15 protein-coding genes are annotated in these 17,823 nt (G+C 71.2%); 6 read left to right on the top strand and 9 right to left on the bottom strand.

What is annotated here, in order from left to right; translation table 11 throughout:
- Window positions 1-7: 7 nt before the first annotated feature.
- On the top strand, window positions 8-1,354 hold the full coding sequence (locus tag ABZ911_RS01480; RefSeq protein WP_358050256.1) for a hypothetical protein: 1,347 nt from the start codon (window positions 8-10) through the stop codon (window positions 1,352-1,354).
- A 4-nt stretch (window positions 1,355-1,358) separates the two neighbouring features.
- On the opposite strand, the gene ABZ911_RS01475 is transcribed toward ABZ911_RS01480, so the two are convergent.
- From ABZ911_RS01475 to ABZ911_RS01465, 3 genes are all read right to left on the bottom strand, one after another.
- Complete coding sequence (locus tag ABZ911_RS01475; protein WP_358050253.1) at window positions 1,359-1,796, bottom strand: YbaB/EbfC family nucleoid-associated protein; 438 nt, start codon at window positions 1,794-1,796, stop codon at window positions 1,359-1,361.
- Between the two features lie 71 nt (window positions 1,797-1,867).
- The gene (locus ABZ911_RS01470; protein WP_358050250.1) at window positions 1,868-2,716 is read right to left on the bottom strand and encodes a hypothetical protein; all 849 of its coding nucleotides are present in this window, start codon (window positions 2,714-2,716) and stop codon (window positions 1,868-1,870) included.
- Entirely contained in the window at window positions 2,713-3,021 is a 309-nt protein-coding gene (locus tag ABZ911_RS01465) for a hypothetical protein (RefSeq protein WP_358050246.1), read from the bottom strand. Before ABZ911_RS01465 ends, ABZ911_RS01470 begins: the two co-directional genes overlap by 4 nt.
- 118 nt (window positions 3,022-3,139) lie before the next feature.
- Here ABZ911_RS01465 and ABZ911_RS01460 point away from each other — a divergent pair, with 118 nt between their 5' ends.
- A complete protein-coding gene (locus ABZ911_RS01460) occupies window positions 3,140-3,574 on the top strand; it encodes a YbaB/EbfC family nucleoid-associated protein (RefSeq protein WP_358050243.1) in 435 nt (144 codons plus the stop codon).
- Here ABZ911_RS01460 and eccD read toward each other — a convergent pair.
- Complete coding sequence (gene eccD, locus ABZ911_RS01455; RefSeq protein ID WP_358050240.1) at window positions 3,544-4,977, bottom strand: type VII secretion integral membrane protein EccD; 1,434 nt, start codon at window positions 4,975-4,977, stop codon at window positions 3,544-3,546. The two genes, ABZ911_RS01460 and eccD, sit on opposite strands and share 31 nt — an antisense overlap.
- 97 nt (window positions 4,978-5,074) lie before the next feature.
- Here eccD and eccCa point away from each other — a divergent pair, with 97 nt between their 5' ends.
- The 3 genes from eccCa to ABZ911_RS01440 are packed head-to-tail and all read left to right on the top strand — an operon-like array spanning window position 5,075 to window position 10,466.
- The gene (gene eccCa / locus ABZ911_RS01450; RefSeq protein WP_358050237.1) at window positions 5,075-9,073 is read left to right on the top strand and encodes a type VII secretion protein EccCa; all 3,999 of its coding nucleotides are present in this window, start codon (window positions 5,075-5,077) and stop codon (window positions 9,071-9,073) included.
- On the top strand, window positions 9,073-9,369 hold the full coding sequence (locus tag ABZ911_RS01445) for a hypothetical protein (RefSeq protein WP_358050234.1): 297 nt from the start codon (window positions 9,073-9,075) through the stop codon (window positions 9,367-9,369). Before eccCa ends, ABZ911_RS01445 begins: the two co-directional genes overlap by 1 nt.
- A complete protein-coding gene (locus ABZ911_RS01440) occupies window positions 9,366-10,466 on the top strand; it encodes a transglycosylase SLT domain-containing protein (RefSeq protein WP_358050232.1) in 1,101 nt (366 codons plus the stop codon). The genes ABZ911_RS01445 and ABZ911_RS01440 overlap by 4 nt, the downstream gene beginning before the upstream one ends.
- Here the strand turns inward: ABZ911_RS01440 and ABZ911_RS01435 are convergent, their stop codons facing one another.
- The 5 genes from ABZ911_RS01435 to ABZ911_RS01415 all read right to left on the bottom strand — a co-directional run bounded on the left by ABZ911_RS01435 (window position 10,467) and on the right by ABZ911_RS01415 (window position 15,808).
- Window positions 10,467-11,417 carry a hypothetical protein gene (locus ABZ911_RS01435; RefSeq protein WP_358050229.1) on the bottom strand — a complete coding sequence of 317 codons (951 nt, stop codon included), beginning with the start codon at window positions 11,415-11,417 and terminating at the stop codon, window positions 10,467-10,469.
- On the bottom strand, window positions 11,417-11,779 hold the full coding sequence (locus ABZ911_RS01430; protein ID WP_358050227.1) for a hypothetical protein: 363 nt from the start codon (window positions 11,777-11,779) through the stop codon (window positions 11,417-11,419). Before ABZ911_RS01430 ends, ABZ911_RS01435 begins: the two co-directional genes overlap by 1 nt.
- Window positions 11,780-11,874: 95 nt before the next feature.
- Complete coding sequence (locus ABZ911_RS01425; protein ID WP_358050224.1) at window positions 11,875-14,229, bottom strand: hypothetical protein; 2,355 nt, start codon at window positions 14,227-14,229, stop codon at window positions 11,875-11,877.
- Window positions 14,230-14,355: 126 nt separating this feature from the next.
- Window positions 14,356-15,510, bottom strand: a complete 1,155-nt coding sequence (locus ABZ911_RS01420) for a S8 family serine peptidase (protein WP_358050221.1) — start codon at window positions 15,508-15,510, stop codon at window positions 14,356-14,358.
- Window positions 15,511-15,535: 25 nt separating this feature from the next.
- Window positions 15,536-15,808, bottom strand: coding sequence for a WXG100 family type VII secretion target (locus ABZ911_RS01415; protein WP_358050219.1), 273 nt, complete (start codon window positions 15,806-15,808; stop codon window positions 15,536-15,538).
- A 244-nt stretch (window positions 15,809-16,052) separates the two neighbouring features.
- Between ABZ911_RS01415 and ABZ911_RS01410 the strand changes: the two genes are divergently transcribed.
- Window positions 16,053-17,798 carry a biotin carboxylase N-terminal domain-containing protein gene (locus ABZ911_RS01410; RefSeq protein ID WP_358050216.1) on the top strand — a complete coding sequence of 582 codons (1,746 nt, stop codon included), beginning with the start codon at window positions 16,053-16,055 and terminating at the stop codon, window positions 17,796-17,798.
- The last annotated feature ends 25 nt before the right edge of the window (window positions 17,799-17,823 follow it).

Genomic DNA, 17,823 nt, shown 5'->3' with positions numbered 1-17,823 from the left:
GCGCGCCATGGCGGAATCCAACTGGGATCTCATCAAGATCTACGGCACCTTCCTCGGGCTCAACGAGCAGGACAAGTACAGCCACGCCAAGATCAAGGAGATGCTGCAGGCGACCGACCCCGAGAAGCTGCGGCAGGCGGGCGAGTCGTTCCTGTCGGCGGCCAAGCTGGTCGGCGGCGAGCGGGACGGGCTGCAGGGAGCCTTGTGGCGTACCTCCTCGAACCTGTCGACGGCCTGGCACGGCAAGGACGCGGCCGAGGCGCAGACGGTGCTGCGCGCGCTGCACGCCACCGCGGCCCAGTTGCACGACGCGATGAAGGCGACGGGCGAGACGCTCAAGAAGTACGCCGAAGCGCTGGGCAGGTACCGGAACAGCGTGCCCAACGGCATTCTGCCGCAGTCGGAGCAGACCGGCCTGAACAGCGACGCGACCTACACCGCGCCCGTCTTCTCGGGCGTGACCACGGCTGACAGCCCGACCGGTCTGCTGGCCGACCAGCAGGCCAGGGAGCATCTGCGCAAGCTCAACGAGGAGATCGGCACGATCAACATGGGCATGCCCGAGGGCCTGTCCTGGAACCTGCCGGACATCGAGCCGCTGGACTTCACCCCCGAGCGCCCGGCCAAGCAGGTCACGGTGGACGAATCCGGGGCGCCGAAGACGGGCACGGGCTCCACGTGGAACCCCGGCTCCTCGGGCGGGCCTTCCGGCGGATCTTCCGGCGGTTCCTCAGGCAGCAACTCTGGCGGGGTATCGGGCGGTGGCACGGGGAGCGGCTCGGGGAGCGGCTCGGCGGACGGCGGCACCGGGCAGGAGACGCCGGGAGACAAGCCCGGTTCCACCACCCCGGAGACCCCCGGCACCGAACAGCCACCTGACAAGGGGACCGAACCGCCGAAGGACACCGAGACCCCGGACAAGCCCCAGGAGACGCCGCCCGTCATCGGCGCGACCGACCCGCCCCAGCCCGGCACCACAACCGAGCTGGCCGACGCCAACCCCTGGACGACCCCCACGCAGACCGGCGTCACGACCACCCCCGACGCCCTCCCCCAGACCACCGGCTACCGCCAGACCACCCCCCTCGTCACCACCCCGTTCCCGATGAACTCGGACGGCGTGATCGGCAGGGACACGAGCTTCGGGTACGGCAGAGCCTCCGCCTCCGGCGGCGAGGCGCCGGGCGTGCTGCGCGGCGGCGCGGGCGGCTCGTCGGGGTCGATGTTCCCGCTCATGCCCGGCGGCGGGGCCTTCGGCGAGGGCGGCGACGAGAACACCCGGGAGATCTACGACCCCGAGGGGGACGTGTTCTCGGTCAGGGCGGACGGCACCAGCCCCGAGCGGATCGGCTGACGGCTCAGAGGTCCAGTCTGCGGCTGATCCGGTCGAGTTCGCCGATGACGTCGTCGAAGGTCCGGTCGAAGGAGGACTGCGCCATCCGGATGTTCTCCATGGCGGCCTCGGGGTTGTTGACGTAGTTCATCGGGTTGTCGTCGCCGTACACGTCGGCCATGAGCTCGGACGCCTGCCGCTGGAGGTCCTGGGAGGCGTCCCCGATCGCGGTCTTGATCTTCTCGGCGAGTTCGCCGGAGCTCAGCCGCATCGCCTTGGGGTTCAGCTTGAGCTCGTGCAGTCCCGCGGCGGAGAACTCCACGGTGACCAGGCCGTCGCGGTCCTCGGCCCGGCCGATCAGCGAGGCCATGCTCTCCTGGACCCGCTGCATGCTGGCCATCTGGGCGGTCGCGCCCTTCATGAGCTTCTCCAGGTCGATGGACCCGTATTCGCCATCACTCACCAGTAGCTCCATCCGTCGCCTAGGCACCACAAGCAACCTATTGGCGCGGACGGATCACCGCAATCCCAGACCTACTGCCCGTAAGGCTTGGGATCGACCTTGGGCTCGACCCAGGTGAAGGTTCCCGGGGGCACGGTGGCGCCGGGGGGCGGCTCCTTGAAGGAGGGGTACGCGGAGGTGTCCAGGGTCGCGTGCATGAAGTCCACCTTGGCGTCGCCGCTCGGCATGATGTAGCCGAACTGGTGGTGCTTCTTGAGCATGGTCGTCATCACCTCGCCCGCGGCCCGCAGGGCCGAGGTCAGGATGAGGGTGAGGATGGCGGCGGAGCTGTTGACCGAGGTGGTGACGAAGCGCTCGGTCAGCCCGCCGACGAGCTTGGCGTGCGGGTGCGGCATCGCCTGCATGCGCTTGGCCAGGAGCAGCAGTGACATCGCGGCGATGGCGAGGCCCGCGAGTTTGAGCCAGTAGCCGCGATACCCGGCGGCCACCTCGTCGATCATGCCGGCCAGATCGGAGAACACCCCGCGCAGGGCGCCGATCTCGCGGTGGTAGAGCCAGATCGCGCGTTCCAGTTCGTCCCGGTCGCGGGCGATCCAGCCGTCGCGGGCGGTGTTGAGGATCTGCGGCAGGAGCTGTTTGACGCCGTCGTCGAGGCGGGCGGAGATGCCGTGCTTCCAGTTGCTGGCCGCCTGCGCCATGCCGGGCTCGTTGGCGATCGCCGTGCCCGCGAGCGCGATCGCCGGGGTCAGCCCGACCGCCAGCCTGCCCAGGCCCTTCAGCAGGTCCAGGACGCGCGGCCCGATGGGGTTCGAGGCCGGCTTCCACGGCCCGCCGTGGCGCGGCGGGGCGACGTTGCCGTACTTCGTCGTGGTCGAGGGCGGAAGCGGGTTCAGCTTCCCCGCGATCGGGTCCTTCTTCACCGGTAGGTGACCATGCTGTGCTTCTCGGCCTCGCGCCAGTTGCGCTGCGCCACGCCGAGCGTGCTGACCCAGCCGTCCACCACGCCCTCCGCCTCGCCGAGCACCGCCTCGGCCCGCCCGCACATCGCGTCGTAGGAGCCGCCCATGATGATCCCGCCCAGCAGGCCGAACCCCGGCGGTTCCACCTGGCAGGAGCCGGTGAGGGCGCGGACGAAGGAGACGGCGTCCTTCAGCTCGTCGTCGAGGCGGGCCCGCACGTGGGCGATGGTCGTGGAGGTCACGTAGATCTCTTGGGTCACGTTCATGGATTCTCACCGACGAGCGGCCGCGAATCCCCTGGTCCCGGGAAGGTTCATGATCACTTAAGCGGCTCGACGGGTTCCGCTCGCCGCCGGTTCACCGGATCCGGATGGCGTGGCGGGCATGGAACATGCGGAGAACCTCCTGGCCGACCTCGACCGCCTCGTCCGGGACGGCGAGCGCACCATGCGCCACCTTCTGACGGCCATGGACGGGCTCGGCGAGATCAGCGGCGAGGGCGAGAGCCGTTCGGGGCGGGTGTCGGCGCGGGTGGACGCGGGCGGGCTGCTCGACACCGTGACGATCAGCGTCAGGGGCATGCGGCTGGACGCCGAGGAGCTGGCGGACGAGGTCGTGCAGGCCGTACGGGCCGCCCAGGCCGACCATGAGCGGCGCGGCCAGGAGCTGCTGCCGCCGGGTGAGGAGATCGCGCTGCGGGACTTCCAGCGCACGCTGGAGGAGCTGCAGGACTCCTATGCCCGGGAGAGCGCGGAGCGGGTCGGCGACCTGACCCGGATGAGCTGGGCTCAGCCCGACAGCCCGCGCACCCACGAGTAGACGTCGAGCACGCCCAGCGCCAGCGGGAAGAGCGCGACGACCAGCATGATGTCCAGAATGTCACCGGCCCTCCCCCAGAACGGGGAGGGCTGGCCCGTCGGCAGCCACATGCCCAGACCCAGCAGGATCATGGCCAGCCAGAGCAGCCCGATCACCACGGCGACCACGGCCACCATCCCCGCGCCGACGCTGTGCACCACGGCGAGCGCGACCAGACCGGCCAGGCCGGTGACGAGCAGCCAGAGCCGCTGGCCGAGCCCGTGAAAGACCCTGGCGCGCAGGATGAACGTCAGCGACAGCGTGACGGTCATCGCCACGGCGGTCCAGCCCTCCTCGGCCACCAGGAAGAGCAGCGCGCCCAGGCCGGTCAGCGCGATGCCGGTGACCATGCCCGTGGACAGCCGCCGCGCCTGGCCGGTCCGCTCCAGTACGGCGGCGCTGTCCACCTGCTGGGTGTCCCTGCGCAGTTCGTCGGCGTTGACCGGCAGCGAGGGCAGCGGCACCCTGGCCATCCGGAACGACAGCGTCGGGACCAGCGGGCTGAGGGCCATCAGGATCGTGACGGTGACCGCGGCCGTCCCGGCGGCGGGCACGCCGAACACCATCACGACCGCCGCGGCGACCGCGCCGGCGACCGAGGCGATGGCCGTACCGAGGAAGCCGGGCACGCCCCCGGCGATCGCGGTGCCGCCGATCGTGGCGATCAGCGCGGTGCAGGCCAGCGCGGACAGCAGGTGCGGCGAGCCGAGCCCGGCCATGCTGTTCTCCCCCGCGGGCGCGAACAGGCCCGCCAGGAAGGCGTACGGCAGCGCGGCGTAGCCGATCAGCGCGCCCGCCGAGGAGTCGCCCACGGCCCTGGACAGCGCGGCCCCGGCCGCGACCAGCAGCACGGCCAGCACGCCCGCCACGATGGCCATGACCGGCAGCGAGGCTCCGGCCAGCGCCAGCGCGAACGCGCCGAGCACGAGCAGCGCCGCCGCCGCGCCGGAGCCCATCAACCTGGTGTGCCTGGCCTCCCACTTGCCGCCGCCGTCCTTGACGCCGGTGGCGACCACGTCGGCGACGTCGTCGAAGAGCGCGGGCGGCAGCGCGGCCTCCCTCGGCCGCAGGTACAGGATCTCGCCGTCGAGCACGCCCAGCGTGCCGAGGCTGAGTCCCAGGTCCAGCGGCGCGCCGCCGAGCCGCTGCAGCACCCAGCCGGGCGCGGCGGCGGCGTCCCCGCCCGCCTCCCCGACCGCGCGCAACAGCCCGGGAAGCACGTGCGGCAGCGGGATGTCGGCGGGCAGCGCCAGGTCGGCGCGCCGGCGCGGGGCGACGATCGTGATGTGGCACAGCGGCGTCATCGGCGCCGGAATCTGCGGCAACGCGCCCTGCTGGATCGGCTCGTGCGCGAGAGAAGTCATTGCCGTACCCCCTGTCTCCTCCGGTCAAGAACGAAACATATCGGGACAAGCCATCTGGTAATACAGTGATCTATGTGACAGGAGGGTTGTCTCACCCGTGAGCATCGTTGTCGTACGGCGCCCCGAACGCCGCCCCAGCCCCAAAGCGCCGCGCGGTGAGATTCTCCTGGAGGCGCCACCGGAGATTCCCGAAGTTCAGCCCGCCGGCTTAACCGGAATGCTCACTTATGTGCCAATGCTGGCCGGGGCCGCCGCCATGGGCCTGATGTTCACCGCGGGCGGCAACACCAACCCGATCATGTACGTGGCCAGCGGCCTGTTCGCCGTCTCGATGCTCGGCATGACCCTCGGCCAGGTCGGGCGGAACTCGGGCGAGCGCAAGAACCGGCTGAACGGCCTGCGCCGCGACTACTTCCGCTACCTGTCGCAGATCCGCAGGAAGGTCCGCAAGGCGGCCGTCCAGCAGCGCGAGGCCCTGGAGTGGAGCGGCCCCGCCCCCGACACCCTGTGGTGGGTGGCGATGGGCCCGCGCCTGTGGGAACGCAGACCCCGCGACGAGGACTTCGGCACCGTACGGCTCGGCACCGGCGTGCAGAAGCTCGCCGTCCAGCTCGTCCCGCCGGACTCCAAGCCCGTCGAGGACCTGGACGCGCTGTCGGCCGGCGCCCTGCGCAGGTTCGTCAGAGCGCACTCCACCGTGTCCGGCCTGCCGGTCGCGGTGGCGCTGAACTCCTTCGCCCGCATCCACCTGACCGGCGACCCGGCCGCGGTCCGCGACCTGGTCAGGGCGATGATCGCGCAGCTCACCGTGTTCCACTCCCCCGACGACATGCGGGTCATGGTCTGCGCGGGCAAGGAGCCGATGCGGCACTGGGACTGGGTCAAGTGGCTGCCGCACGCCCTGCACCCCGAGCAGAACGACGCGGCCGGGCAGGTCAGGCTCATGGCCGAGAACCTCGGCCAGCTCGACCAGCTGGTCGGCGACGAGCTGAAGGAGCGGGCGCGGTTCCGGCCGGGCGGGGCGGCGGAGGCGTTGCCGTACCACGTGGTGATCGTGGACGGCGGGCATGTGCCGCACGACTCGCAGCTCGGCATGGACGCCATCCAGGGTGTGACGGTCGTCGACCTGTCGGAGTCGACCGGCCCGGTCGAGGAGCGCAGCACGCTGCGGCTGGACATCCAGCCCGACGGCTTCCACATGGTCAAGCTGGACCACGCGGGCAAGCGCTCCACCAACCGCCTGGGCGACCCGGACACCCTCGACTACCTGCGCGCCGAAGGGCTGGCCAGGCAGCTCGCCCCGCTGCGCGCCTCGGCCACCGTCGGCGGGGAGGCCCAGGACGTGCTCGGGGTGAACACCTCGCTGACCGACCTGCTCGGCGTCGGCGACCCGACCAGGCTCGACCCGGCGCTGACCTGGCTGCCCAGAGCCGGCCGCAACCGGATGCGGGTGCCGATCGGCCTGGGCGCCGACGGGCGGCTCGTCGAACTCGACATCAAGGAGTCCGCGCAGGGCGGCATGGGCCCGCACGGCCTGGTCATCGGCGCCACCGGCTCCGGCAAGAGCGAGTTGCTGCGCACGCTCGTGCTCGGCCTGGCGATCACCCACTCCTCGGAGATCCTGAACTTCGTCCTGGTCGACTTCAAGGGCGGCGCGACCTTCCTCGGCCTGGACACGCTGACCCACGTCTCGGCGGTCATCACCAACCTGGAGGACGAGCTCCCGCTGGTCGACCGCATGCACGACGCCCTGCACGGCGAGATGGTGCGCCGCCAGGAACTGCTGCGCGCCTCCGGCAACTTCGCCTCGCTGCGCGACTACGAGCGGGCGCGCGAGCAGGGCGCCGAGCTTCAGCCGATGCCGACGCTGTTCGTCGTGCTGGACGAGTTCAGCGAGCTGCTGACGGCCAAGCCGGAGTTCATCGACCTGTTCGTGATGATCGGCCGGCTCGGCCGCTCGCTCGGCGTGCACCTGCTGCTGGCCTCCCAGCGGCTGGAGGAGGGCCGGCTGCGCGGCCTGGACACCCACCTGTCCTACCGCGTCGGCCTGCGCACCTTCTCCGCGATGGAGAGCAGGGTGGTGCTGGGCGTGGCCGACGCCTACGAGCTGCCCTCGGCGCCGGGCAACGGCTACCTCAAGTTCGACACCACCGGCATGACCAGGTTCAAGGCCGCCTACGTCTCCGGCACCTTCTACGCCGACCCCGTACAGGCCGCCACAGGCGACGGCCAGTCACCGATCCGCCAGGTCGTCGAGTACGGCACCGCCTACTCCCCCCTGCCCGAACCGCCCGAGCCCAAGGTGCTGCCCACCGCCGAGGACGAGGAGGAGGAGCAGGCCCCGGCGGGAGGCGCCCAGCACAGCCTGCTCGACGTGGTGGTGTCCCGGCTGGCCGGGCACGGCCCCCCCGCGCACCGCATCTGGCTGCCGCCGCTGGCCGAGCCGCCGACGCTGGCGCACCTGCTGCCGCCGCTCTCGGTCACGCCCGCGTTCGGCCTGAACACCACGAACTGGCCGGGCAGGGGCCGGTTGCACGCGGTCGTCGGCGTCATCGACAAGCCCTTCGAGCAGCGCCGCGACCCGCTGTGGCTGGACCTGGCGGGCGGCGGCGGCCATGTCGCCGTCGCGGGCGGCACGCAGAGCGGCAAGAGCACCGTGCTGCGTACGCTGATCTGCAGCATGGCGCTCATGCACACCCCGCGCGAGGTGCAGTTCTACTGCCTCGACTTCGGCGGCGGCTCGCTCGCCTCGCTGGACGCGCTGCCGCACGTCGGCGGCGTGGCCACCCGCCTGGACGGCGACCGGGTCCGGCGCACGGTCGCGGAGATCTCCGCGATGCTGGAGCAGCGCGAGCGCGACTTCGCCGAGCAGGGCGTCGAGTCCATCGTCGCCTACCGGCGGCGGCTCGCCGAGGGCATCGACGGCGACGGCTGGGGCGACGTGTTCCTGGTCGTGGACGGCTGGCTGACGCTCAGGCAGGAGTTCGACTCCCTCGAACCGGTCATCACCGACCTGGCCGCGCGCGGGCTCGGCTACGGCATCCACGTCATCGCCGCCACCAACAAGTGGTCGGAGTTCCGGCCCAGCATCCGCGACCTGTTCGCCACCAGGGTCGAGCTCAAGCTGGGCGACGCCTATGAGTCCGAGGTGAACCGGAAGAAGGCGCTGGCCGTACCGGAGGGGGCGCCGGGGCGTGGCCTGACCAAGGACGGGCTGCACTTCCTGACGGCGCTGCCGAGGATCGACGGCGTGCAGGGGGCCGAGGACCTCGCGGCGGGGGTGCGCGGGCTGGTGCACGCGGTCAGGGACTCCTGGCAGGGGCCGCCCGCGCCGCCGATCAGGCTGCTGCCGGCCGTGCTGCCCGTCGCGGTGCTGCCCGATCCCGCGCAGACGGGGCCACGCCTGATCCCGGTCGGCATCGACGAGGCGAGCCTGTCGCCCGTGCTGCTGGACTTCGACGCCGACCCGCACTTCATCGTGTTCGGCGACACCGAGAGCGGCAAGTCGAACCTGCTCAAGCTCATCACGGAGGGCCTGGTGGCCAGGCAGACGCCGGCCGAGGCGATGATGATCGTGATCGACTACCGGCGTTCGCTGCTGGACTCGGCGGTGACCGACCACCGCATCGGCTACGCCGCCTCCAGCGCCGCCGCCACCGAGCTCATCAAGGACGCCAGGGACGCGCTGACCAACCGGCTGCCGCCCGCCGACCTGACCTCCGAGCAGCTCCGCAACCGGAGCTGGTGGCACGGCGCCGACCTGTACATCGTCGTCGACGACTACGACCTGGTCGCCACCTCGGGCAACCCGCTGCACCTGTTGGTGGAACTGATGCCGCAGGCCCGCGACATCGGCCTGCACGTGGTCATGTCGCGGCAGATGGGCGGCGCGGGCCGGGCCATGTTCGACCCGGTCATCCAGCGCATGAAGGACATGGCCAGCCCCGCGGTCCTCCTGTCCGGCAGCAAGGACGAGGGCTTCCTGTTCGGCAACGTGCGCCCGCAACCGCTGCCGCCGGGCCGCGGCTACCACGTGGACCGCAGGTACGGCGCCCGCCTCATCCAGACCGCCTTCCAGAGCCCCCAGGAGGACTGATGGCCGACATGGACATCCACTACGAGGCGCTTGAGGCCTGCAGGGTCGCGGCCAACAAGGCGTCCGGCCGATTCGGAGCGCTCAACGAGGGCACCCCGAAGGCGGCCAAGAAGCCGACCGACGCCGCCGCCTTCGGCAAGGTGGCCGGCGCCACGGCGCTCGCCGCGGCCCTCAACGCCGCCTGGAGCACGCTGAGCCTCGAACTGGTGGACGCCAGGGACAAGCTCAAGGGCGTCGAGCAGGCCCTGGAGACCATCCAGGACAACGTCGCCAAGGCCCACCAGGCGGACTCGTGACCGAGCTGAGCACGCTGCCGGGCGGCGACCGGCTCATCGCCCTGGCGAAGGCCGTCGACGGCAGACCCCAGGACATCCGCAACATCGTCACCGACTGGCGCGAGGCCGCGGACCTCACCAGCGAGCACGCCGGCAAGCTGGGCGCCTCCGTACGCGGCGTGGACGCCGCCTGGCAGGGCCGCTCGGCCGACGCCTTCAACACCTACATGCTCGGCTACGGCAAGGCCGCCGACGGCCTGCACGACCTGCTGGACGAGTGCGCCCTCGCGCTCTCCACGGTGGCCGACGCGCTGGTCGACGCCAAGCAGGAGGTCGACCGCCTCTGCCTCCAGGCGGTCACCCAGGCCGACGAGTACACGGCCGCCTACCAGAAGGCCCACGGTGGCGCCTCGCCCCCTTCCACCGATCTCGGCGTGTCGAACCTCGTCGAGCAGAACATCACCTCGGCGAAGCTGGAGGTCGAGAAGGTGGACGCGGCGATGACCGCGGCCCAGGGTCTCGTGGTGAAGCTGGGCGAGGACTACCGCTCCAAGCCCCAGACCTTCGCCAAGATCGAGGCCGCCACGACGCGGGATTTCGTCCCCAGGGACAAACACACCGTCGACTGGCGGCGCACGGTCGGCTACAAGCCCGGCGACGGCGTCAACCTGGCCTCCTATCGCCCGTCCGGGAACGGCTCCTTCGGCGGGTTCGGGCCCAGCGGCCCGCCTCCCGCGGCGGGCGGCGGGCCCGCGCCCACCGGGCAGATCAAGGACTGGATCGAGCAGGCCCTCCAGATCCTCAGAGGCCAGGGCTACGACATGTCCAAGATGAACGCCAGCGACATCTGGATGATCATTCGGCACGAGTCCGGCGGGAACCCGCACGCCATCAACAACTGGGACTCCAACGCCGCCGCCGGAACGCCCTCCAAGGGGCTCATGCAGACCATCGACCCGACCTTCAGCCGGTGGGCGCTGGCCGGGCACAAGGACATCTGGAACCCGGTGGACAACATCATCGCGGGCGTCCGCTACGCCGTGGAGCGCTACGGGTCGGTGTCCGCCGTGCCCGGCGTGGTCGGCATGAAGACCGGCAGCGGCTATCGGGGTTACTGATCAGCGGGCGAAGCGCCAGCCAGGCGGGAAGATCACCGCGCGCAGGCCGTGCCCGGTGACCTTCTCCGACCACTCCTCCCAGGTGGGCATGGCCGCGTCGCCGTTGAGCGCGGTGTAGGCGGGCGTGAAGCCACCGCCCGAGCCCACCAGCCTGGCGTAGAGCTCGGCGGACCGGGTGGGGGGAAGGCCGCGCAGCGGTAGCTTGGCCGCGTCGTAGGCGCCGATGTAGGCGGCGTTCGCCGCGGTGATGTTGGCGAAGTCGGTGGCGTTGTCGCCCACCGAGCCGATCGGCTGGTCGTTGGCGGCCTTCGCCGACATGTTGAGGCCGATGGCGCCCGTCGCGTAGGCCGCACCGTCGACAACCGCGTAGTTGATCGTGGTCATCAGGTACTTCGGGACGGCCAGGCCAAAGATGCGCGCTGCGCCTGCGCCGAAGGAGGCCCTGAGCGCGTGGGCCATCTTCACGATCCAGGCGATCTGCGCCGTCGCCCGCGCCTGGGCGAAGGCGTACAGGGCGGTGGTCATCGGCTGGAAGGCGACCAGCCAGAGGACCTGCAGGATCATGTTCTCCAGCTCGTAGTAGCCCTTGCGCACGTCCTCGACCAGCTTCGCGTAGGCCTCGCAGCCGGCCGCGATCACCCGGCAGTCCTGGGCGAAGGCCAGCGGGAATAGCGCGACGCGCTCGCTGTAGATGCGGTAGAAGACGTCGATCGCCGGACCCGCGTTGTTCTCCTTCACCAGGACGGCGGCGTTGTCAGCCTTGAGCGTGACGCCGTCCTTGGGGTTGTCGAGCTCGTCGGCGAGCTTCTTGAAGATCTCGGCCGCCTTGCGGAGCTTGTCGGGGGAGATCTCCGGCGCCGTCACACCCGCGTAGATCTTCAGTCCGATGAGCGAGACGACGCCGCCCGCCAGCATGGCCGTGATCAGGGCCCGCGGATCCACCGCCGCCATCAGGGCTTCTCCTTCGGCGGCTGGGCGTACACGGGGATGTCCTCGATCTTCAGATCGTCGGCGATGCCCCAGTCCACCGAGGCCACGTTGTGCTGCACGGCCCGTAACCCGTCGCCGAGATCCTCGTACACGATGGCGAACTCGCCGATCATCTCGATCATCTGGTCACGCTTGGGCGTGAACCACTTCACGAATTCCTTGTCGACCTCTTCGTCCGTGGACCAGCCGCCCAGGGCCCGCAGAGCGTCGGACGCCCGCGTCACCGCGGCCCGCACCTCGCCGGCCGCCTCGTCGAAGGCGGGGGCCGCTCGCTTCTTCAACGAGTCGTGATCGATGCGCTGGGTCGGTGGATTCTCTGCCATGTGCGTCACTCCCGTAGTCCCGGCGCCAGTGATCGTTGTGATCAGAGTGACGCCGGGACGTTACAGTTGCGTCGCGTTCTTGTATAGCCCTCGTGTCAGCCGCAGTTGGCCCAGTCGGTGGAGGTGCTGCCACCGCCCGCGCTGCCCGAGACCTTCACGCACTTGCCCTTCGCGGGGAGGATCACGGGGCCCGCGTACCACTTGAAGCTGCCGCTGTCGGTCTTGCTGCCGCCGTTCTGCACGTCGAGCGTCACGCTGACCGCCGTCTCCTTGCCGACATCGGTGGTCTTCAGGGTGACCGCGCAGTTCTGGCCGGTGCCGTTGTTGTAGAGCTGGTAGGTGACTCCGCCGTTGAAGGGGCTCTGGCGCTGCACCGCGAACCCGGATCCGCACACCCCGGTGGGCGTGTACGGGTTCTTCTGCGGCGCCTGGGGCGCGGGCTCCGGATTGGCCTTCTGCGTCTCCGTCGGCTTCTCCGACGGCTTCTCCGACGGCGGGTCGGCCGGCACCTCCGACGGCTTCTCGGTCGGCTTCGGCTTGGGGGTCGGAGTCGCAGTCGGCTTCTCGGTGGGCTTCTCGGTCGGCTTCTCGGTGGGCGTCTCCGACGGTGTCGGCTGGACGGTCACCGTCCGCGTCGGCACCGGCGTCGGGGTCGGAGTCGGCTTCTCCGTGGGCTTCTCGGTCGGCTTCTCCGACGGCTTGCGAGTGGGCTTCTCGGTCGGCTTCTCGCTCGGCTTCTCGGTCGGCTGCGTGGTGACCGTCCGGACCGGCTCCGGGACCTGCGCCGTCGGCACCGTGGCGGGCGTCGGCAGCGAGGTGATCTCGGGCACGTCCGGCGTGGACGACGTCCACTCCGACGGCAGGACCAGCGGCCCGACCCCCGAATCGTTCGTGTCGCCGGGCGAGGTCGCCCACGGCACCGTCGCGTGCGGATCGGCCTGCGGCTGCTGGCCCGCTCCCTGGCCTTGCCCCTGGCCTTGCCCCTGCCCCTGGGCCGCCGGGTCGTTGGGGATCGCGGCGTTGCCGCTGCTCTGGCTGGCCGACCCGCTCTTGCCCTTCTGCTCGGCCGACGCCGCCGCCTGGAACGTGGGCGAGTCCGCGTAGCGGCCCGCACCCCACAGGCCGATGCCCGACAGCAGCACGACCGCGGCCAGCGCGGCGACCAGGCCGACGGGGAACGGCTTGCGCGGCGCCTTCTGCGGCGCGCTCCACACCTGCTGCGGCGGCTGCGCGGGCGGCGGGCCCCAGCCCGGCTGCCCGTCCGCCTGCGGGTTCCCCTGCTGCGGGCCCCACTCCTGCCGGCCGTCCTGCGGGGCCCACGGCTGCTGGCCGCGCTCCGGCCCCCAAGTCTGCTGGCCCTGCTGCGGGACCGGCGGGCCCCACGGCTGCTGGGCGTCCTCGGGTCCCCACGGCTGCTGCTGGTTCTCGGGCCCCCAGGGCTGCTGCGGTCCCCAGTTCTGCTGCGGGGGCACCGCCACGCCTTCGAGCGCGGGCATGCCGTCGACGGCCGTGGCCTCGTGCGCGAGCGCCAGCTCCGCCGACGGGGTTTGCTGCGCCACCCGCAGCGTGGCCTCGTCGGCCTTGGGCCCCGCCTCGTCACCGGACTCGTCCGGCGCGGCGGCGGCCTGCTCGGGGGTGGTCTCGTCGGCGTCGGTGCCGCTCACCGTACCCGCGGCGGCCACAGCGTCCGGGCCGGTGCTCGCCACCAGCTTGTCGGCGCTCTTGTCGCCGAGGAGCTGCAGCAGCGCGGTGTACGTCGTCGGGCGACTGCCCACGTCCTTGGCCAGCGCGGAGACCACCACCCGGCGCAGCGGCTGCTCCAGGTCGCCCACGTCCGGCTTCTCGTTCAGCACCGCCTCGGGGTCGTGCCCGAACGGCGGCTCGCCCGTCGCGGCGAACACGATCGTCGAGGCCCACGCGAACACATCCGCGTACGGCCCGTGCTGCAGCCCGTTGACCTGTTCGGGCGCGCGGTACCCGATCTCGCCGGCCGGGTCGCCCATGCCGATGTCGGTCACCCTGGGCCCGTCGGCGCCGAGGATCACATTGTGCGGGGTCAGCCCACGATGGGCCATCCCGGCCAGGTGCACGGCGGTCAGCGCGGTGAGCACGCCCACCGCCACCCGCTCCAGCGCGTCACCGGTCAGCGGCCCGTCGGCCGCCACGGTCTCGGCGAGGCTGCGCCCTTCGACATGCTCCCGGACGACGTACGGCACGCCGTCATGCGTTCCCGCGTCCATCGTGCGCGCCACGTACGAGCTCGACACCCGCCGCGCGCTCCTGAGCCGCTCGACCGCGTCGGGCTCACCGGGCAGCAGCTTGATCACTCGTGGCGCGGCGTCGTCGGGCGTCTGCCCCAGGAAGACGTCACCACGCGGCCCGTCGTCCAGCCGCCCGACAATGAGGTAATCGCCGATCTGCTCGGGATCACCCTGCCGTAAGGGGTGCATTGTCGGTCCTTTCAGGCGCAAACATGATCTCGCCACATTGAACCAAACTTGTCCCAGTAACATCAGGGGTTTCAGGCCCGTACTGACAATTAACCGTCAAGACACTGTTAATTCTTCGGAGCCCGTTCAGTCCGCGCCGCCGGGGCGCCAGCCCCTCCGGCGGCCCATGGGGACGAGCATCTTGGCCGCGACCGCGAGTCCGGCCGCGGCCAGCGCGGCGGCGCCCACGATGAGGGCGACGTCGATCGCGTGCCGGTCCACCGGCGGAACCCTGCTCACCACCCCGGCGGGCAGCGGCTCGGGCAGCGGCGGGGCGATCACCGGGGCGTTCGCGGCCTCGAACGGCAGGATCGCGGTGACCGCCTGCAACGGGTTGACCATGCCCGCTCCGGACCCCTTGCCCACCGCGCCCTCGGCCGTGGCGATGACGCGCTGCCGTACCTGCTGCTGGTTCAGGCGGGGGAAGCGGGAGCGGACGAGCGCGACCACCCCGGTCACGTACGGCGCCGCGTAGCTGGTGCCCTCCAGGCCGTCCTGGTAGGCCCGGCCGGTCCAGGTGCTGGAGAGGTTCTGCCCGGGGGCGAGCACGGAGACCGGGGTGATCGGGTTCGAGGAGTCGGCGACCCGGCCGTCGGACGTGGCCGACCCCACCGAGAGCACACCCTCGTAGGAGGCGGGATACGCCCGGACCGGCGTGCCGTCCTCGGCGGTCTTGTTGCCCGCCGCGGCCACGATCACGACGTCCTTGCTCAGCGCGAACTCGACGGCGGCCCTGAGATCGGGGTGGTCGTTCGCCTTGGCGGACACGTTGATCACGTCGGCGTCCAGCTCGGCGGCGGCCCTGATGGCGCGGGCGAGCAACCGGACGTCGCCCCGCTCGCTGTTGGTCTGCTTGAGCGACAGCAGCTTCACCCCGGGCGCGACACCGTGGAAGAGCACGTCCTTGTAGTGCAGCGCGGCGATGATCCCGGCGACCGCGGTGCCGTGGCCGACGCAGTCGCGGTGGCCCGTACGGGTGAAGTCGCCCTTCCCGGCGACCCTGATCTGCGGGTGGGTCAGGTCGATGCCGCTGTCGACGACCGCGACCGTGACCCCCTCGCCCCGGGTGAAGCGCCACACGGTGTTCTTGACATCGAAACGCCGCTGCGCCCAGGACTCCGCCGCCTCCATCGTGCCCTTGGGCGGATCGCACTGCTCGGGCTCGGCGTGGGCGACCCCCACCCCCGGCACCCCGGCGAGCAGCAGGGCCAGCACCACCGACGCGACTCCCCGACCGATCATGGCCGAACAGACTAGCCGGTCATGGTCACCGGGTGGCCGACTCGATGTTGGTCCGGTAGGTGTTGATCACTCGCGAGGCCTCGTGGAGCTCCTCGGCCATCCGCTGGAAGGCGACCCGGTAGTTCTGCCAGGCCCCGTTGAAGCGGTCGGCCCCCGCGCCCGTCCAGGCCGTGCCGACCTTGGCCGCCTCGCGGTCCAGTGCCGCCATCGTGGCGCGCACGGCCTCGGACTGCTGGATGAACTGGGTGGCCATCTGCTGCATCTCCGCGGGATTGCCACCAAGCAGGTTCTGGCTCATGCGTTCCTCCTGGATCGACCGGCAAGCGCCCTCACCATAGGCGCGCGTCGCCGTTCCCGCCCCGGATTATGCCGAGTGGCTATGGCTGGTCAGCGGAATATCCGTATCAATAGCGGCATGACACCTCATCCCTCGGGTACCTGATCATCCACCTGAACAGCGGACGTATCCGGGTCGGTGAGGTCCGGCTGATACCTGCCCGCTTACACTCCCTTGTGGGCCAGCCAGGAAGGGAACTACGTCCGTGCAGAAGGTTCTGATCGCGAACCGCGGTGAGATCGCCGTGCGCATCGCGCGCGCATGTAAGGACGCCGGCATCATCAGCGTCGCCGTCTACGCCGAACAGGACCTCGACGCCCTGCACGTCAGGGTCGCCGACGAGGCCAGAGCACTGGGCGGGCAGTCACCCGCGGAGACCTACCTCGACGTCGCCAAGCTGCTGCGGATCGCCGCGGAGACCGGCGCCGACGCGGTGCACCCCGGCTACGGCTTCCTCGCGGAGAACGCGGACTTCGCCCAGGCGGTCATCGACGCGGGCCTGACCTGGATCGGCCCGCCGCCCGCCGCGATCGCCGCGCTCGGCGACAAGGTCCAGGCCAGGCACATCGCGCAGAAGGTCGGCGCGCCGCTGGTCGCCGGCACCAAGGACCCGGTCTCCGGCGCCGACGAGGTCGTCGCCTTCGCCGCCGAGCACGGCCTGCCGATCGCCATCAAGGCCGCGTACGGCGGCGGCGGGCGCGGCCTCAAGGTCGCCCGCACCCTGGAGGAGATCCCCGACCTGTACGAGTCGGCGGTGCGCGAGGCGGTGACCGCGTTCGGCCGGGGCGAGTGCTTCGTCGAGCGCTACCTCGACCGCCCCCGGCACGTCGAGACGCAGTGCCTGGCCGACACGCACGGCAACGTCGTGGTGGTCAGCACCCGCGACTGCTCGCTGCAGCGCCGCCACCAGAAGCTGGTGGAGGAGGCCCCCGCCCCCTTCCTGTCGCAGGAGCAGGTCGACCTGCTCTACCGCAGCTCGAAGGCGATCCTGCGGGAGGCCGGCTACGTGGGCGCGGGCACCTGCGAGTTCCTCGTCGGCCAGGACGGCATGATCTCCTTCCTGGAGGTCAACACCCGCCTGCAGGTCGAGCACCCGGTCACCGAGGAGGTGGCGGGCGTCGACCTGGTGCGCGAGATGTTCCGCGTCGCCGACGGCGAGCCGCTCGGCTACGACGACCCGGTGCTGCGCGGCCACTCGATCGAGTTCCGGATCAACGCCGAGGACGCGGGCCGCGGCTTCCTGCCCGCCCCCGGCACGCTGACCGCCATGCGCGCCCCCGCGGGCCCCGGCGTCCGGCTGGACTCGGGCTACGAGGCGGGCATGACGGTGCCGCAGACGTTCGACTCGCTGGTGGCCAAACTGATCGTCACCGGCAGGACCCGCCGCGAGGCCCTCGAACGCGCCCGCAGGGCCCTGGACGAGTACGTCATCGACGGCATGCCCACCGTGCTCCCCTTCCACCGCGCGATCGTCCGCGACCCCGCCTTCACCGCCGACCCGTTCACGGTGCACACCCGGTGGATCGAGACGGAGTTCGTCAACACCATCGAGCCGTACGCGGGCGAGCACGCCGAGGCCGAGCCCGCGACCCGGGAGACGGTGACGGTCGAGGTCGGCGGCAAGCGGCTGGAGGTGGTCCTGCCCGCGGGCATGGGCGCGGCCCGCCGTACGCCCTCCGCGAACAAGCCGCCCAAGCGCGGCGGGGGCGGCGCCAAGTCCGTGGCGGCCGGTGGAGACACCCTGGTCAGCCCGATGCAGGGGACCATCGTCAAGGTCGTGGCCCAGGACGGCGACGTCGTCGCCGAAGGGGACACGGTCGTGGTGCTGGAAGCCATGAAGATGGAACAACCGCTTACCGCGCACAAGTCGGGCACGATCACCGGCCTCGTGGCGGCCGTCGGACAGACGGTGACCTCGGGCGCGACGATCTGTGAGATCAAGGACGCGTAGCGGGTAGCGTTCGTAATTGAGGAAC

The organism is Nonomuraea sp. NPDC046570 (assembly GCF_040645915.1).
Taxonomy (GTDB): Bacteria; Actinomycetota; Actinomycetes; order Streptosporangiales; family Streptosporangiaceae; genus Nonomuraea.
The sequence above is the reverse complement of the archived record's forward strand: the minus strand, read 5'-3'. Positions and strand labels throughout refer to the sequence as shown.

What these genes read in the sequence shown, in the direction of transcription:
- ABZ911_RS01480 (WP_358050256.1), top strand. Translation starts at nt 8, where the DNA reads ATGGCGGAATCCAACTGGGATCTCATCAAGATCTACGGCACCTTCCTC.
- ABZ911_RS01415 (WP_358050219.1), bottom strand. Translation starts at nt 15,808, where the DNA reads ATGAGCCAGAACCTGCTTGGTGGCAATCCCGCGGAGATGCAGCAGATG.
- ABZ911_RS01465 (WP_358050246.1), bottom strand. Translation starts at nt 3,021, where the DNA reads ATGAACGTGACCCAAGAGATCTACGTGACCTCCACGACCATCGCCCAC.
- ABZ911_RS01460 (WP_358050243.1), top strand. Translation starts at nt 3,140, where the DNA reads ATGGAACATGCGGAGAACCTCCTGGCCGACCTCGACCGCCTCGTCCGG.
- ABZ911_RS01430 (WP_358050227.1), bottom strand. Translation starts at nt 11,779, where the DNA reads ATGGCAGAGAATCCACCGACCCAGCGCATCGATCACGACTCGTTGAAG.
- ABZ911_RS01420 (WP_358050221.1), bottom strand. Translation starts at nt 15,510, where the DNA reads ATGATCGGTCGGGGAGTCGCGTCGGTGGTGCTGGCCCTGCTGCTCGCC.
- ABZ911_RS01445 (WP_358050234.1), top strand. Translation starts at nt 9,073, where the DNA reads ATGGCCGACATGGACATCCACTACGAGGCGCTTGAGGCCTGCAGGGTC.
- ABZ911_RS01435 (WP_358050229.1), bottom strand. Translation starts at nt 11,417, where the DNA reads ATGGCGGCGGTGGATCCGCGGGCCCTGATCACGGCCATGCTGGCGGGC.
- eccD (WP_358050240.1), bottom strand. Translation starts at nt 4,977, where the DNA reads ATGACTTCTCTCGCGCACGAGCCGATCCAGCAGGGCGCGTTGCCGCAG.
- ABZ911_RS01425 (WP_358050224.1), bottom strand. Translation starts at nt 14,229, where the DNA reads ATGCACCCCTTACGGCAGGGTGATCCCGAGCAGATCGGCGATTACCTC.